Source organism: Vibrio ponticus, assembly GCF_009938225.1.
Taxonomy (GTDB): domain Bacteria; phylum Pseudomonadota; class Gammaproteobacteria; order Enterobacterales; family Vibrionaceae; genus Vibrio; species Vibrio ponticus.
Map to the genome: position 1 here is coordinate 1,859,425 of NZ_AP019657.1, position 13,384 is coordinate 1,872,808.

The 13,384-nt window shown below is 46.2% G+C and carries 13 protein-coding genes; 2 read left to right on the forward strand and 11 right to left on the reverse strand.

Going from position 1 to position 13,384, the window contains the following annotated elements; all coding sequences use genetic code 11:
- Window positions 1-250: 250 nt before the first annotated feature.
- From GZN30_RS08060 to GZN30_RS08085, 6 genes are all read right to left on the reverse strand, one after another.
- On the reverse strand, window positions 251-1,129 hold the full coding sequence (locus GZN30_RS08060; RefSeq protein WP_075648761.1) for a DMT family transporter: 879 nt from the start codon (window positions 1,127-1,129) through the stop codon (window positions 251-253).
- Between the two features lie 173 nt (window positions 1,130-1,302).
- Entirely contained in the window at window positions 1,303-1,860 is a 558-nt protein-coding gene (locus tag GZN30_RS08065; protein ID WP_075648762.1) for a sugar O-acetyltransferase, read from the reverse strand.
- A gap of 110 nt (window positions 1,861-1,970) precedes the next feature.
- The gene (serS, locus tag GZN30_RS08070; protein ID WP_075648763.1) at window positions 1,971-3,281 is read right to left on the reverse strand and encodes a serine--tRNA ligase; all 1,311 of its coding nucleotides are present in this window, start codon (window positions 3,279-3,281) and stop codon (window positions 1,971-1,973) included.
- A 90-nt stretch (window positions 3,282-3,371) separates the two neighbouring features.
- Window positions 3,372-4,721, reverse strand: a complete 1,350-nt coding sequence (locus GZN30_RS08075; protein WP_075648764.1) for a replication-associated recombination protein A — start codon at window positions 4,719-4,721, stop codon at window positions 3,372-3,374.
- A gap of 3 nt (window positions 4,722-4,724) precedes the next feature.
- Window positions 4,725-5,321 carry an outer membrane lipoprotein chaperone LolA gene (gene lolA, locus GZN30_RS08080; RefSeq protein ID WP_075648765.1) on the reverse strand — a complete coding sequence of 199 codons (597 nt, stop codon included), beginning with the start codon at window positions 5,319-5,321 and terminating at the stop codon, window positions 4,725-4,727.
- An 88-nt stretch (window positions 5,322-5,409) separates the two neighbouring features.
- Window positions 5,410-6,024 carry an SEC-C metal-binding domain-containing protein gene (locus GZN30_RS08085; RefSeq protein ID WP_075648766.1) on the reverse strand — a complete coding sequence of 205 codons (615 nt, stop codon included), beginning with the start codon at window positions 6,022-6,024 and terminating at the stop codon, window positions 5,410-5,412.
- 256 nt (window positions 6,025-6,280) lie between these two features.
- Here GZN30_RS08085 and GZN30_RS08090 point away from each other — a divergent pair, with 256 nt between their 5' ends.
- The gene (locus GZN30_RS08090; protein ID WP_075648767.1) at window positions 6,281-6,850 is read left to right on the forward strand and encodes a type II secretion system protein; all 570 of its coding nucleotides are present in this window, start codon (window positions 6,281-6,283) and stop codon (window positions 6,848-6,850) included.
- A gap of 59 nt (window positions 6,851-6,909) precedes the next feature.
- Window positions 6,910-7,863 (forward strand): tRNA dihydrouridine(16) synthase DusC, encoded by a 954-nt coding sequence (gene dusC, locus GZN30_RS08095; protein ID WP_075648768.1) that lies wholly within the window; start codon window positions 6,910-6,912, stop codon window positions 7,861-7,863.
- A gap of 62 nt (window positions 7,864-7,925) precedes the next feature.
- On the opposite strand, the gene GZN30_RS08100 is transcribed toward dusC, so the two are convergent.
- From GZN30_RS08100 to cysB, 5 genes are all read right to left on the reverse strand, one after another.
- A complete protein-coding gene (locus GZN30_RS08100) occupies window positions 7,926-8,720 on the reverse strand; it encodes an ABC transporter ATP-binding protein (RefSeq protein WP_075648769.1) in 795 nt (264 codons plus the stop codon).
- Window positions 8,717-9,664: an ABC transporter permease gene (locus GZN30_RS08105; protein WP_075648770.1), complete on the reverse strand. Its 948-nt coding sequence runs from the start codon at window positions 9,662-9,664 to the stop codon at window positions 8,717-8,719. Before GZN30_RS08105 ends, GZN30_RS08100 begins: the two co-directional genes overlap by 4 nt.
- Window positions 9,665-9,727: 63 nt before the next feature.
- Window positions 9,728-10,696 carry an ABC transporter substrate-binding protein gene (locus GZN30_RS08110; protein WP_075648771.1) on the reverse strand — a complete coding sequence of 323 codons (969 nt, stop codon included), beginning with the start codon at window positions 10,694-10,696 and terminating at the stop codon, window positions 9,728-9,730.
- A 329-nt stretch (window positions 10,697-11,025) separates the two neighbouring features.
- A complete protein-coding gene (locus GZN30_RS08115) occupies window positions 11,026-12,222 on the reverse strand; it encodes a methyltransferase (RefSeq protein ID WP_075648772.1) in 1,197 nt (398 codons plus the stop codon).
- Between the two features lie 71 nt (window positions 12,223-12,293).
- Entirely contained in the window at window positions 12,294-13,268 is a 975-nt protein-coding gene (gene cysB / locus GZN30_RS08120) for an HTH-type transcriptional regulator CysB (protein ID WP_075648773.1), read from the reverse strand.
- Between the last annotated feature and the right edge of the window lie 116 nt (window positions 13,269-13,384).

A 13,384-nucleotide genomic window follows, 5' to 3' on the forward strand; every position in this document is an offset into this window, starting at 1 on the left:
CAATTGTTCACTTTTCACTCACAACTCAAACATCACAATAAAACATTGATCACTTAGCACTGCAAATATTGCAACAATCATGTAATGCGTATTTTATGTGCATCACACTATTGCCAGATAGAATTCCAACTAACATCGGAATGTTAGCTTTAAATATCAGCTGAACTTATTTAGCCGGGAGAAATAACTTTGAAGCGAAAGAGGTGGGACTTAAAAGCTGCGCTAACCGTGCAGCCAAAAAAATCGATTTTTAACTGCGACGAAACAATGTGGCAAACTTACCATCGGTGCGGTAGAGGATCAGCGCGAATAAAATCAAACCGCAGCCAATCATCTTATTCAACGAAATTTGTTCACCATACCAAGCAATACTCAAGAAAACCGTCCAAACAGGTTCGAGGATCATGATTAAGGCGGCATTGCCCGGAATGATCTGTTTCTGTGCCGTGGTTTGCATCACATAACGCAATGCCGTGGCTAAAATCGTACTGGCAGCAAACCATCCCCAAATCGAGGGTTCCACGTGTACAGGGACCGATTCAAAAATCGCACTGGCAGTCAAACCAATAACACCCGTAACAAACAATTGAATACAGGTAAGCAGCAGAATCGGTAAAGTTTGTGAATACTTGCTGTTTACATTGAAGTGCAATGCCAACACGACAGCATTGAAAAGAAACCACAATTGACTGGTTGAACTCTGCCAACCATCTTTTAGCGAAAGAAACGCTAAGCCACTTATCGCAACGGGCAATGACACCCAGAAAATACGCTTCGGTCGTTGCCCAAATAGTATCCAAGCGACAAAGGGCACCATCAACATCGAGAGGCTAAGGATGAATGCCCCTTCCCCCAGCGTATCACTGATTGAAATGGCGTGAATCCAACTCATTAATGCCGTAGCAAGTAAGCACCCCACCATCGCCGCAGAACGAATATCTCGCCAACTGGCACGCTTGAGTGCGCCAATACAAAATGGCAGCAAACATAACGACGCGAGCAAAAAGCGCAGTCCAACAAATCCAAAAGGCGGTAAACCTTGAATGGTTTCTTTAGAAAAGATCCAACCAAAAGCCGACAAAATGGTCGCCAGAATTAAAATGGTCGCGGCTTTTCGTTCTGATTTCACTATCGGTTGCTCTTTATTTTTGCGGAGTCACTGACTGAGTAACGCCAGTGACCAATAGAATGAGGTCGTGCTAGAAATGATGCCATTTCAACCAAACATGCGCGAGCTAGGTCCCATTAAAATTCTCACCAGTTGAGAAACAATGCAACTATAACGTGACCAACTCGAAATTATTACTCACCAGATTCTAAACGACGAATCAATTTTGCAGGTGTGCCGCCATAAAGACAATCGGGCTCAACGTCCTTTGTCACTACCGAGTTAGCCGCAATGACTGAGCGAGCACCAATGGTTACGCCTTGGTTAATCACCACGTTGCCACCAATCCAAACATCATCTTCGACCACAATTGGTTTGCAGAATGTTTCCCAGTTACGGCGACTCATATAATCCAATGAGTGCCCCGCAGTATAAAATTGGGCATTGGGTCCAATCAGCACATGATTACCAATGGTAATTGGCGCGCCATCTAGGAATGTCGCATTCATGTTGATAAAGGTTTTTGCACCAATTTTAATCGTTTGACCAAACTCGCATGAGAACGGTGAGCGAATAATACTACCTTGACCATACTGAGCAAACAGCGCTTGATAGAGTGCTTCACGGCAATCCTCAGCGGTAGCTTTGTTTAAATCCGCCAATAACAGCGCGGCGCGATCACGAATTTGATTGATAGACTCATCACCACCATCAAATGCCAAACCCGCTACCATCTTTTCAAATTCGGTCATATTTTCTTTCCTGCGTGCAATCGCTCGCTAAATAACACAATTAACAATATTAGAACCAAGCTACAAAAAAACCGGCTCGCAAGCCGGTTTTTAAATTCATTTATCGCTGATTAGCCGCCGATGTACTCAGCGCCCGCCATGTACTTCTGCAGTACTGTTGGGATACGGATACGACCGTCAGCTTCTTGATTGTTCTCAAGAATAGCAACCATAGTACGACCAACTGCTAGACCAGAACCGTTTAGCGTGTGTACAAGTTCAGGTTTCTTCTCGCCTTTACGACGGAAGCGAGCTTGCATACGACGAGCTTGGAAGTCCCACATGTTTGAACATGAAGAGATTTCACGGTAAGTCTCTTGAGCTGGTACCCACACTTCTAAGTCGTAAGTTTTGTGTGAACCGAAGCCCATGTCACCTGTACATAGCACCACTTTACGGTAAGGCAGTTCTAGAAGTTGTAGAACTTTCTCAGCGTGACCTGTTAGCTCTTCAAGCGCAGCCATTGAGTCTTCTGGTTTAGTGATTTGTACTAGCTCAACTTTGTCGAACTGGTGCATACGGATCAGACCACGAGTATCGCGACCGTAAGAACCTGCTTCTGAACGGAAACATGGAGTGTGCGCCGTCATCTTCAATGGCAGATCTGCCTCTTCAGAGATAGTGTCACGTACTAGGTTGGTTACTGGTACTTCCGCTGTTGGGATCAGTGATAGTTTACGAGGTTCTTCGTCGTTCACTTTCTCAACTAGTGGCTCAGTGTGGAATAGGTCTTTACCAAATTTTGGTAGCTGACCTGTACCAAACAAGCTGTCTGCGTTCACTAGGTAAGGCACGTACATTTCAGTGTAGCCGTGCTCTTCTGTGTGAAGATCTAGCATGAACTGAGCGATCGCACGGTGTAGACGTGCAAATTGACCTTTCATTACGATGAAACGTGCGCCCGTGATTTTAACTGCACTAGCAAAATCAAGACCGTCACCCATCTCACCTAGATCAACGTGATCTTTCAGATCGAAATCGTATGACTTTGGCTCACCCCAACGAGAGATTTCTACGTTGTCGTTTTCGTCTTTACCGTCTGGCACTTCATCCGCAGGGATGTTTGGTAGAGATAGCGTGATTTCATCAAGTTTCGCCATCACTTCATCTAGTTCTACTTTCTTAGCATCTAGATCGCTACCAAGCGTGCCAATTTGCTTCTTAATCTCTTCAGCACCCTCTTTATCACCAGCTGCCATTTTTTGACCGATTTGCTTGGAGATCGAGTTACGCGTGGATTGTAAATTTTCAACTTCTACTTGAATGGACTTACGTTGTTCTTCAAGTGTACGGATTGTCTCTACGTCTAGCTTAAAGCCACGACGCGCTAGTTTAGCAGCTGTTTCATCCAGCTCTGTACGAAGTAATTTAGAATCCAGCATTGTTAATCCTATGCTTTGAGTTGTGAAATCGCGTGCTCGCATCATGCGTGCACACTAAATAATTAACCGAACAAATGTATCCAAAAATTACTATTTTTCATAGCGCTTTTGTGGGCTATTTGCGTCTAAATTAGCCAAGTAATCTAACTTTTCACCAATTTTGGTCTCCAAGCCTCGATTTGTTGGCTGATAGTAACGGGTTCCTAACATTTCCGGTGGTAAATACTGCTCACCTGCTGCGTAAGCACCCGGCTCATCATGGGCATAGCGGTACTCTGCTCCGTAACCCAAATCTTTCATTAGATTGGTCGGTGCATTGCGCAAGTGATGAGGCACTTCATATTCAGGTAAATTGTGCGCATCCGTTAACGCTTGCTTCCAAGCGGTATACACGGCATTACTTTTCGGTGCGCAGGCTAAATAGACAATTGCCTGAGCGATGGCTCGCTCGCCCTCTGCCGGACCAACACGAGTAAAACAATCCCAAGCGGATAATGCAACCTGCATGGCGCGCGGATCGGCGTTGCCGACATCTTCCGAGGCAATAGCAAGCAAGCGGCGTGCGATATAAAGCGGGTCACAACCCGCGGCAATCATGCGCGCAGCCCAATATAGCGCCGCGTCTGGGTTAGAACCGCGTATTGATTTGTGCACCGCTGAGATTAAGTCGTACCAAATGTCACCTTTGTTATCGAAGCGCGAGACCTTCTCGCCAGCGACTTCGGCTAACAATTGCAAAGTGATTTGCTTTTCACCCTGCGCATTGTCTTCTGCCATATCGTAAAGCAGTTCAAGGTAGTTAAGTGACATGCGTGCATCGCCATTAACTAACTCGGCTAAACGATCGAGAACATTGTCAACAAACTGAGCGGCAACATTACCCAAGCCACGCTCTTTATCATTTATCGCTTGTTGCAGCGCTTGTTGGATGTCCACAGTAGCCAAAGAGGTCAGCTTGTACACTCGGGCGCGCGACAACAGTGCATTATTGAGCTCGAAAGATGGGTTTTCTGTCGTCGCACCAATAAAGGTGACGGTACCATCTTCAATGTGTGGCAAAAACGCATCCTGCTGAGATTTGTTAAAGCGATGCACCTCATCGACAAACAAAATCGTGCGTCGACCGGCTAACTTATTCTCACGCGCACGCTCAATCGCAGCACGGATCTCTTTCACGCCTGATGTCACCGCAGACACTCGTTCGACTTCCGCGTTAGCGTAATTCGCCGCCACTTCGGCGAGGGTGGTTTTACCGGTTCCAGGTGGTCCCCACAAGATCATCGAGTGAATATGTCCCGCTTCTAACGCACGACGTAACGGCTTCCCTTCTCCGAGAATATGTTGCTGACCAATATATTGGTCTAGCGTTTGTGGACGCATTCTAGCAGCGAGGGGACGAAAATCTTCGTCCCCTGCAAAATCAAACGAGTAATTACTCACTTGTTAGTTCCTTTGGTCATCAACCTCAACACCCTCAGGAATGGTAAAGGTGAAGCGATTAGCCTTTGGTTTACTTAAATCAATATTAGAGAAGGTAAAGGCACTTGTTTGACCATCTTGTTCAATCACACTAAAGCCTTTCACTGCACCTTTATCGTTAATCTCTAATCTAAACTGACCTTGATTGCTATCAACCGCGGTTGGCGTCAAGGTAAAGGTGTCACCTTGTTGCACCACATTGTAGTTATCCCAATCGCTCGCACGGTTGCGAGTCAGCAGAACAAATGGCGTTTGCTCTGTCGCTTGCTCCTGCCAGTAAATACTGACTTGCTCAATAAACGGGCTGTAGTACCACAAGGTTTTGCCATCCGAAACCAATACGTTCTCATCCGGTAGCGTTGTCGTCCAACGGAACAAGCTTGGACGAGCGATTTCGACTTCGCCTTGACCTTCCATCACCACATCGCCTTCTGGGCTAGTGACACGCTGTGCGAAATCAGCACTAAAGCCATCGGTCAATTGTAAACGTTCACTCAACTCTTGTTGCGGAGATGCCCAGACGGAAAAGCTCGCCAAAAGTAATACTAGTGCTTTCTTCATTAATTTCGTTCCTGAATCTGTTCGACTATGACTTTATATCTTGTTATCTAAGAGGTTATGACCGAGCGAAGTCAACTTAGTTGCAGAGCTACTTTCCGCAGCACTGTTTAAATTTCTTGCCGCTACCACAAGTACAAGGGTCATTACGCCCAACTTCTTTATATGGGTTAACACTTTGACCTTTCGCACCAACTAAAGCTTCATCAGCCGCTTGAGCCACTTCGTTGATCATCAAATCTAACTGCTCAATAAAATCCGCAAGCGTCGGAGGCGTTTCGATACCTGCTTGTTGCATTTCAGTGCGCGTCTGCTCTTCATCAATTGCCAGCATAAACGTCGTCAACATGGCATGCAGCATGCGCAGAGTGCCATCACTAATATTGGTCTCTAGCCACTGATTTTCAATCGTAGGCCATAGCGACATGAAGCCTTCTGCAAAATCCGCTAAGTTTTCAGCTTGGTTGTCACCGGCAACTAAATCAAGCAATGAGTATTCATTGCGTTTTAAAAAACTGTATTGGTGATTGATTTGTCCAACCACTGGCTTATTTAGCTGCTCAGCATTATCACCAAACACTTGCTCTAGCCACTCTTCTGGCTGCAAAGGTTTCGTCGCCATATTGGCAGCGAGGGTAACCCCTTCAATAAACAGCTGAGATTCTTGGCATTGTGTATCAGTTAAAGCAATAAGTTGGTAATTCATGTCGCAATCTATCTAAAAAATTAAGGCGGCGATTATACCCTGACAAAGGTTTGGGGTCACTGACAATACCAAGTAACAAGTTCGACTCATACGTAACACCCCCTACCCTGACCTCAATTCAAACTAACACTTTGTTAATGAATTCAATATGAATCAGCAAAATTGACACAAATATCACTGTGAGATGCCTCGCAATTGTTGCATAATCAACCAGGAAATATTTTCTTACATTTACCTTTCTTGCTGATTATTTACTATGAAAAACAATAAAAATTCTGGTTTTACGTTAATCGAGCTAGTGGTCGTTATCGTCATCTTAGCGCTATTAGCGGTTGTCGCATTACCAAGGTTTACCAGCTTTACACGTGAAGCGCATGAAGCACGTGCAGACGGTGCTTTTTCAAGTTTCGCCAGTGCCGTCCAATTGTTTCATTCAAAATGGCTTACGCAAGGAGAGCCAGAGCCAACAGAGACTGTTGATTATGGAAATAACGATATTCACCCCTCAATTACGGGATATCCTATTTCCGTAGGGGATAATCAACCTCCTACAGACTCAGATTACCCGGTCAATGGCGAGGACTGCGTAGATTTATGGCATGCTTTAACAAATAATGACCTCACTATCCGATCCTTAAGCGGCACAGGGGTAATCTTACCTTCAGATACAGATATCGTATCTTGGTACCGTGGTAAACATGAATGCACCTATTACTACACTTCTGGGTTTGCCGAGGATGAACACATGCCAAGCATGTTTTACTCACCGATTACCGGCGATATCACTTTTGGCAGAACCCGTAACAATACTCCCACTGCCCCTTAAACGTGACTTCAATGCAAGAAATCATTAAAATCACGCCTCCCTAATTGGAGGCGTTTTTTATGCGAGTAGTTTTGGGCCCTATGGAGGGCGTTTTAGATCACCTAATGCGTGAGATCCTTACAGACATCAATGACTACGACTTGTGTGTCACTGAGTTTGTGCGCGTGGTCGACCAACGTTTACCAGAACACGTATTTAAACGTCTTTGCCCTGAGCTCGACCAAGGTTCTCAAACCAAGTCAGGGGTACCTGTACACGTGCAATTGCTTGGTCAAGACCCACACTGGATGGCAGAGAATGCGGTAATGGCAGCTGAGCTGGGTGCGAGAGGTATCGACCTTAACTTTGGCTGCCCTGCCAAACTGGTGAACAAGAGCAAAGGTGGCGCGGCGCTATTGCAACACCCTGAATTAATTCATCGCGTGGTCAAAGCGTGTCGTGATGCAGTGGATGATACGATTCCAGTAACGGCGAAAATTCGCCTTGGCTGGGAAAACCCAGATGACTGTTTTGAAATCGTAAGTGCTATCGAATCAGCAGGTGCGAATGAGCTGACGGTGCATGCTCGCACTAAAGAAGGCGGTTACAAGGCAAGTGAAATCAAATGGGATTACATCAACCAAATTCGTCAACGCAGCTCTATTCCACTCATCGCTAATGGTGAGATTTGGAATTATCAAGATGGTCAGAACTGCATTGCCACGACCGGTGTCGATTCACTGATGGTATGTCGCGGCGCATTCAATGTGCCAAACCTTGGCAATGTGGTGAAACATAACGCCACGGTGATGCCATGGTCGGAAGTTGTCGAATTGATGTTGGTCTATTCACAATACGAAATCAAAGGCGACAAAGGGCTCTACTACCCGAACCGTATTAAACAATGGTTCGCTTACTTGCGTAACCAATACCCAGAAGCTGCCGAGTTATTCCGCGAAATTCGCACCTTCAATAAAGCTGCGCCGATCGTTGAGCATCTGCAACGCTACCGCGATCAACTCGTCGCCGCATAACAAATAAAGCCCATCACTCGATGGGCTTTATTGTCTTTAGTCACGGGCATATAGACTACTATCTAATTCAACAGCAGACTATCATCCGCCAGCTCTTCACCCCGCACTTTAGAGAACATCTCTAACAAGTCAGGTACACCCATATTGGCGCGTTGTTCACCGGCAACATCAAGAACAATCTCACCTTGGTGCAACATCACCGTGCGGTCACCACAAGCTAATGCATCTTTCATTGAGTGAGTTACCATCATCACTGTAAGATTAAACTCCTGCACGATTCGTTTAGTGAGATCGATAATAAACGCTGCCATGCGAGGGTCGAGCGCCGCTGTATGCTCATCAAGTAGCAATAACTTACTGTCTGAAAGCGTCGCCATTACGAGACTGACTGCCTGACGTTGCCCACCCGACAATAAGCCAATGTTATCACCCAAACGATCTTCTAGACCTAAGCCAAGAATACTGATGCGTTCTTGAAACAACTGACGACGCTTAGACGAAAGTGAGTGACTCCAGCCACGACGTTTACCGCGCATGTAAGCCAGCGCCATATTCTCTTCAATGGTTAAATCACCGCAAGTACCCGCAAGAGGGTCTTGAAACACCCTGGCACATTGTGTCGCTCGCTGAGCTACGGTTTGTCGAGTCACATCTTGATCATCAATCAGTACTCGTCCGCCCACCATCGGCGTCTCTCCAGTAACCGCACCCAATAGCGTCGATTTACCCGCGCCATTAGAGCCAATAACGGTAAGAAACTGATGCTCCGGAACCTCCAAGTAGACGCCTTTTAGCGCACGATTTTCCAAGATTGTACCGGGATTAAAAGTAACTTGAATATCTTCTAACCGAATCATACCGCTTCTCCTGATCCTTTATTTTGGCTACTGCTTTGACGATTTGAAGCGCTAACCTTAATTGGCTTTTTTGCTCGAAGATGGCTCCTCACCTTAGGTGCTATCAGCGCAAACGCGACCAAGACGGCGGTGACTAAATTCAAGTCTGAGGCTTGCAAACCAAACATTCCGGTACTGAGCGCGAACGCGACCGCGAGACGATACAGCACTGAACCGACGATAACCGCCACAACAGCAACCCAGATCTTGCGACCTGGGATCAAGGTTTGACCCAAGATCACCGCGGCTAGACCGACTACTATCGTCCCCACCCCAGAGGTCACATCAGCAAAGCTGTTAGTTTGTGCAAATAACGCACCGGCAAAACCAACGAAACCATTGGATAATGCCAAGCCAAAGTAGGTATAGAAAGAAGTACTGGCACCCTGCGCCGAAACCATGCGCGCATTGACGCCTGTGGCACGTAAGCCTAAACCGAAGTCACTGTTAAGTAGACGCACCACAAACCAAGCGGAACTCAACACCAATACACCAACCACCAGCGGACGAATAAGTACTGGATCACCCAAGGTTTCAAATGGAGTAAGGATAGTTTCTTCACCAAGCAGCGCCATATTAGGACGCCCCATAATACGAATATTGATAGAAAATGCCGCGATCATGGTGAGAATTGAGGCTAAAAGGTGCAATATTCCGCATTTCACTGCAAGAAACGCCGTCACCCAGCCTGTCATCGCACCAGCAATTATCGCCATGCCTGTAGCAACCCAAGGGTCAATACCTGCAACAATCGCGGTTGCAGCCACTGCAGCACCCATTGGGAAGCTGCCATCGACACTCAAGTCAGGAAAATCAAGTACGCGAAACGTTAGGTAAACACCCAACGCGACCAAGCCATAAACCAGACCTATTTCAAGCGCACCAAAAAAAGCAAAAGCAGACATACAAACTCCCTTTTCTGCTTAATAACTGGGCAGCGCGTGCTGCCCTAGTTGAGCGATGACAACTTATTTAACGCTTTTGGTTGCGCGGTCTAGAACAGATTGAGGGATCTCAATACCCAGCTTGCTGGCTGCCCCTGTGTTCACCACTAAATCAGAACCCTTCGCCACTTTAACGTCGAGTGTGCCTGGCTGTTTGCCTTCAATAATCGCTGCCACGTAGTCTGCCGTTTGCACGCCTACTTGGTAGTAATCAAAACCTAGGCTCGCGATCGCCCCTTTTTCAACATAAGAAGTTGCACCGCCGAGTACCGGAGTTTTCGCTTGGTTAGCGGCGACGATCATACCTTCAATCGCACTCGCCACTGTATTATCCGTAGGCGCGTAAATCACATCCGATTTTGCCGCAATCGCTTGAGTCGCTGATTGAACATCAGCACTTTTCAGCGCCGTCGCTTCAACCACTTCAATACCTTGTTTTTTCGCGTTTTCTTTCAATAGTTCAACCAAAGTCACGGCATTGGCTTCGCCTGGGTTAAACACCACACCGATTGATTTCACATTCGGTAAGATCTCTTTAATCAATTCAACGTGCTGTCCAACTGGAGAAAGATCCGACAGACCCGTCACGTTCTTGCCCGGTTGCTCCATTTGGCTCACCAGCTTAGCACCAACAGGATCGGTCACCGCCGTAAAGACCACTGGAATATCGCGGGTTGCCGACACTAAAGCTTGCGCTGTTGGTGTCGCGATACCAACTAAAACGTCCGGTCTTTCGCCCACATATTGACGCGCGATTTGTACCGCGATTGCTGGGTTACCTTGCGCAGTCTTATAATCAAACTCGAGATTTTTACCTTGTTCGTACCCTTTCGCCTTTAAGCCATCAACTAGACCTTGACGAGTCGCATCCAATGCTGGGTGTTCGACAATTTGAGAAACAGCCACTTTAGCCGTTTTCGCCATAATGCTGTTGGAAGATAGTAGTGCTACACCTGCAAGAACGGCGGTTGCAATTGCTTTGCCTGCTTTCATCTTAACTCCTTGATTTAAGCAATGATGGGGGATGTTGTGAGTTGCCTACGCCCTGTGGGCAACGGCTAGTTTTAATTTTTATACGTACACTTTTTGTGCACTTCGTCCATTATTACCAATTCGTAAAACAAATGGGAAGTAGGTTTTAACATCAAAGCAACAAAAGCAGACTTGCAACAGAGAGGGGTGGGAAAGCAATAAACGTAGTTTTGTTATTCAGATGGGGAATTACTCTAGATAGAGACACCACTAATGGTGAATAGAACCGAGACTTGGAGCGCAGTAAGCGCATTTCACTACACTTACTGCTAAAGAATTTATCTCTCGATTTAACTCAGTTTTTTCGCCTGCAACAATATATTGCGCGGTGAGACTTCTCGGCTACAAAACTCACTGATAGCCACAGAATAGCCATGCTGTTCGAGATAAAGCGCCTTATCGAGAACTAACCAAAGCTCAATACCACGCTTAAACAATTGCTGAATTAAACTGAGCTTTTCCATGCGCCAAAAGCGCGCCTCACCTTTAGCTAAATACTCATCAGCATCAAACTGTGGTAACTCGATTGATTTTTGCTTTGCCGCCCAAAGGCAAAATGCAGCAAAGCCCTCACCAAGTTGCGACTTCTTAATGCTTGGGATTGGCAGATAGTGCTGATAACCGAGCGTTTCGCGCAGCAGGATATCGAAAGCCAAACGATAGCTCATCTCCTCAAAACGATGGCGTTTAACTCGCTCACCGCCAGTGACTAACTCTTGCAAAGGAATGCGCAACTCTTGTTTCGTCAGATTCAAAACCGATTGTTGTGCCGCATCCGAGAGGGCTTGATAACGCTCCGCTTGAATGAGATGGTAACAGCAAGGTGAAATGCTCATCGCAGGTAAATGATGCTTTACCGCTTTATTTATCAGGCTGACATGAAGGTCGCCACAGGCATGCAAAGCAACCGCATGTTGATTGATGTTGAAGACTTGCTCAGATTCAGCAGCAAACGCATCACCTTGCACAAATTGCATTGGCAAACCTTGCTTATCCGCCTCAATCTGCCCCGCTTCACACAGTGCTTGTTGATACTCAAAACTGGTGACCTTTTGTTGGCTTTGGCTGGCAAGAATTCGCCCAAGGAAACCTTTCCCCGAGCACCACTCAAGCCACTCGCTACCACTTTCCGCTTGTAAAGCAGATTCACCCATTGCGACGATTTGCTCAAGCTTGCGCCCCGGTACACCTGAATCAATTCCGCGCTCTAATTGCAGCCCAGTTAACGGCAACATATTCAACTGCTGTTGTTTAAGAAAGGCATTTAGACTTGGAAAAAATGGCTGGCACGCCAATACGAGTCGATCAAAGTGCTGCTTATACTCTTCAATTTGTTCAGGCGTGAGCGAATCTAACCACTGACATAATGCAGGCTGTTCTGATAACCAAGGAAGTTGCGACTGCTCAGAAACCAAAAATGGCTCAAAGCGCCAAAATTGTTGGTGTTCAGTCAGGTAAGAATCAATAAATTGAAATGATGTGAGCATACTTCCCTCAGTTTAGCTGCGCGCGTAGCGAGCGCCAATTCTAGAAGGAAGTAGGTCATTTGAGTAGTAAATTATCGTACTGGCAAGACGATGTCTTTGAACATCTCTTCGATCTCAGCATTAGATTTTAGCGATAATGCCTGCTCCACCACTGGACGGGTCAAATGCGGAGCAAAACGCTCCATAAAATCGAACATGTAAGAACGCAAGAAAGTACCGCGACGGAAGCCGATACTGGTGGTACTCGCACCAAAAATGTGGCTGGCATCAATTGCAACTAAATCATCATCTTGATCACTATCAATCGCCATACTCGCGATCACACCAACCCCCATGCCCATACGTACATAGGTTTTAATCACATCGGCATCGGTAGCAGTAAACACCACACGTGGCGTTAAGCCCACTTTATTAAACGCGGTATCAAGCTCAGAGTGCCCAGTAAAGCCGAAGACATAAGTCACCAATGGGTAACTGGCAAGATCTTCAATCGTGATTTGTGTTTTTTGCGCCAATGCATGATCTTTCGGCACCACTATTGAACGATTCCAATGGTAACAAGGTAGCATCACAGCATCTTGGTAAAGGTGGAGTGCTTCGGTTGCAATAGCAAAGTTTGCCGTGCCTTTAGCAATCGCTTCTGACATTTGGCTCGGCGTGCCTTGGTGCATGTGTAGCGAAACTTTTGGATAACGCGCGGTAAAGCCTTTGATAACATCAGGCAAGGCATAACGGGCTTGAGTATGCGTGGTCGAGATATTCAACGTGCCCATTTCAGGGTGAGTGTGCTCACCTGCAACGGCTTTAATGCTTTCCACACGTGCCAGGATCTCTTGCGAAATGCGAATAATATCTTCACCGGCAGAGGTCACTTGTGTCAGGTGCTTGCCGCTACGCTCAAAAATTTGGATGCCTAATTCATCTTCCAGCAACCGAACCTGTTTACTGATACCAGGTTGCGAAGTGTACAAACTCTCCGCCGTCGCAGAGACGTTTAAATTATGGTTGACGACTTCAACAATGTACTTCAGTTGTTGTAACTTCATTCTTTGCCTCGTAATCCCTTATCGAAATGCTGGTAGGTGGCTATACCCAAGCAACCTCGAAAAACTAAACGCGAGATCAAAGGTCACTTGGGTATAAGCACTATATTTAGTTAAAA

Coding starts and splice junctions, on each gene's coding strand:
- GZN30_RS08065 (WP_075648762.1), bottom strand. CDS start 1,860: ATGACCGAATTTGAAAAGATGGTAGCGGGTTTGGCATTTGATGGTGGT.
- serS (WP_075648763.1), bottom strand. CDS start 3,281: ATGCTGGATTCTAAATTACTTCGTACAGAGCTGGATGAAACAGCTGCT.
- lolA (WP_075648765.1), bottom strand. CDS start 5,321: ATGAAGAAAGCACTAGTATTACTTTTGGCGAGCTTTTCCGTCTGGGCA.
- GZN30_RS08085 (WP_075648766.1), bottom strand. CDS start 6,024: ATGAATTACCAACTTATTGCTTTAACTGATACACAATGCCAAGAATCT.
- GZN30_RS08090 (WP_075648767.1), top strand. CDS start 6,281: ATGAAAAACAATAAAAATTCTGGTTTTACGTTAATCGAGCTAGTGGTC.
- dusC (WP_075648768.1), top strand. CDS start 6,910: ATGCGAGTAGTTTTGGGCCCTATGGAGGGCGTTTTAGATCACCTAATG.
- GZN30_RS08100 (WP_075648769.1), bottom strand. CDS start 8,720: ATGATTCGGTTAGAAGATATTCAAGTTACTTTTAATCCCGGTACAATC.
- GZN30_RS08105 (WP_075648770.1), bottom strand. CDS start 9,664: ATGTCTGCTTTTGCTTTTTTTGGTGCGCTTGAAATAGGTCTGGTTTAT.
- GZN30_RS08110 (WP_075648771.1), bottom strand. CDS start 10,696: ATGAAAGCAGGCAAAGCAATTGCAACCGCCGTTCTTGCAGGTGTAGCA.
- GZN30_RS08115 (WP_075648772.1), bottom strand. CDS start 12,222: ATGCTCACATCATTTCAATTTATTGATTCTTACCTGACTGAACACCAA.
- cysB (WP_075648773.1), bottom strand. CDS start 13,268: ATGAAGTTACAACAACTGAAGTACATTGTTGAAGTCGTCAACCATAAT.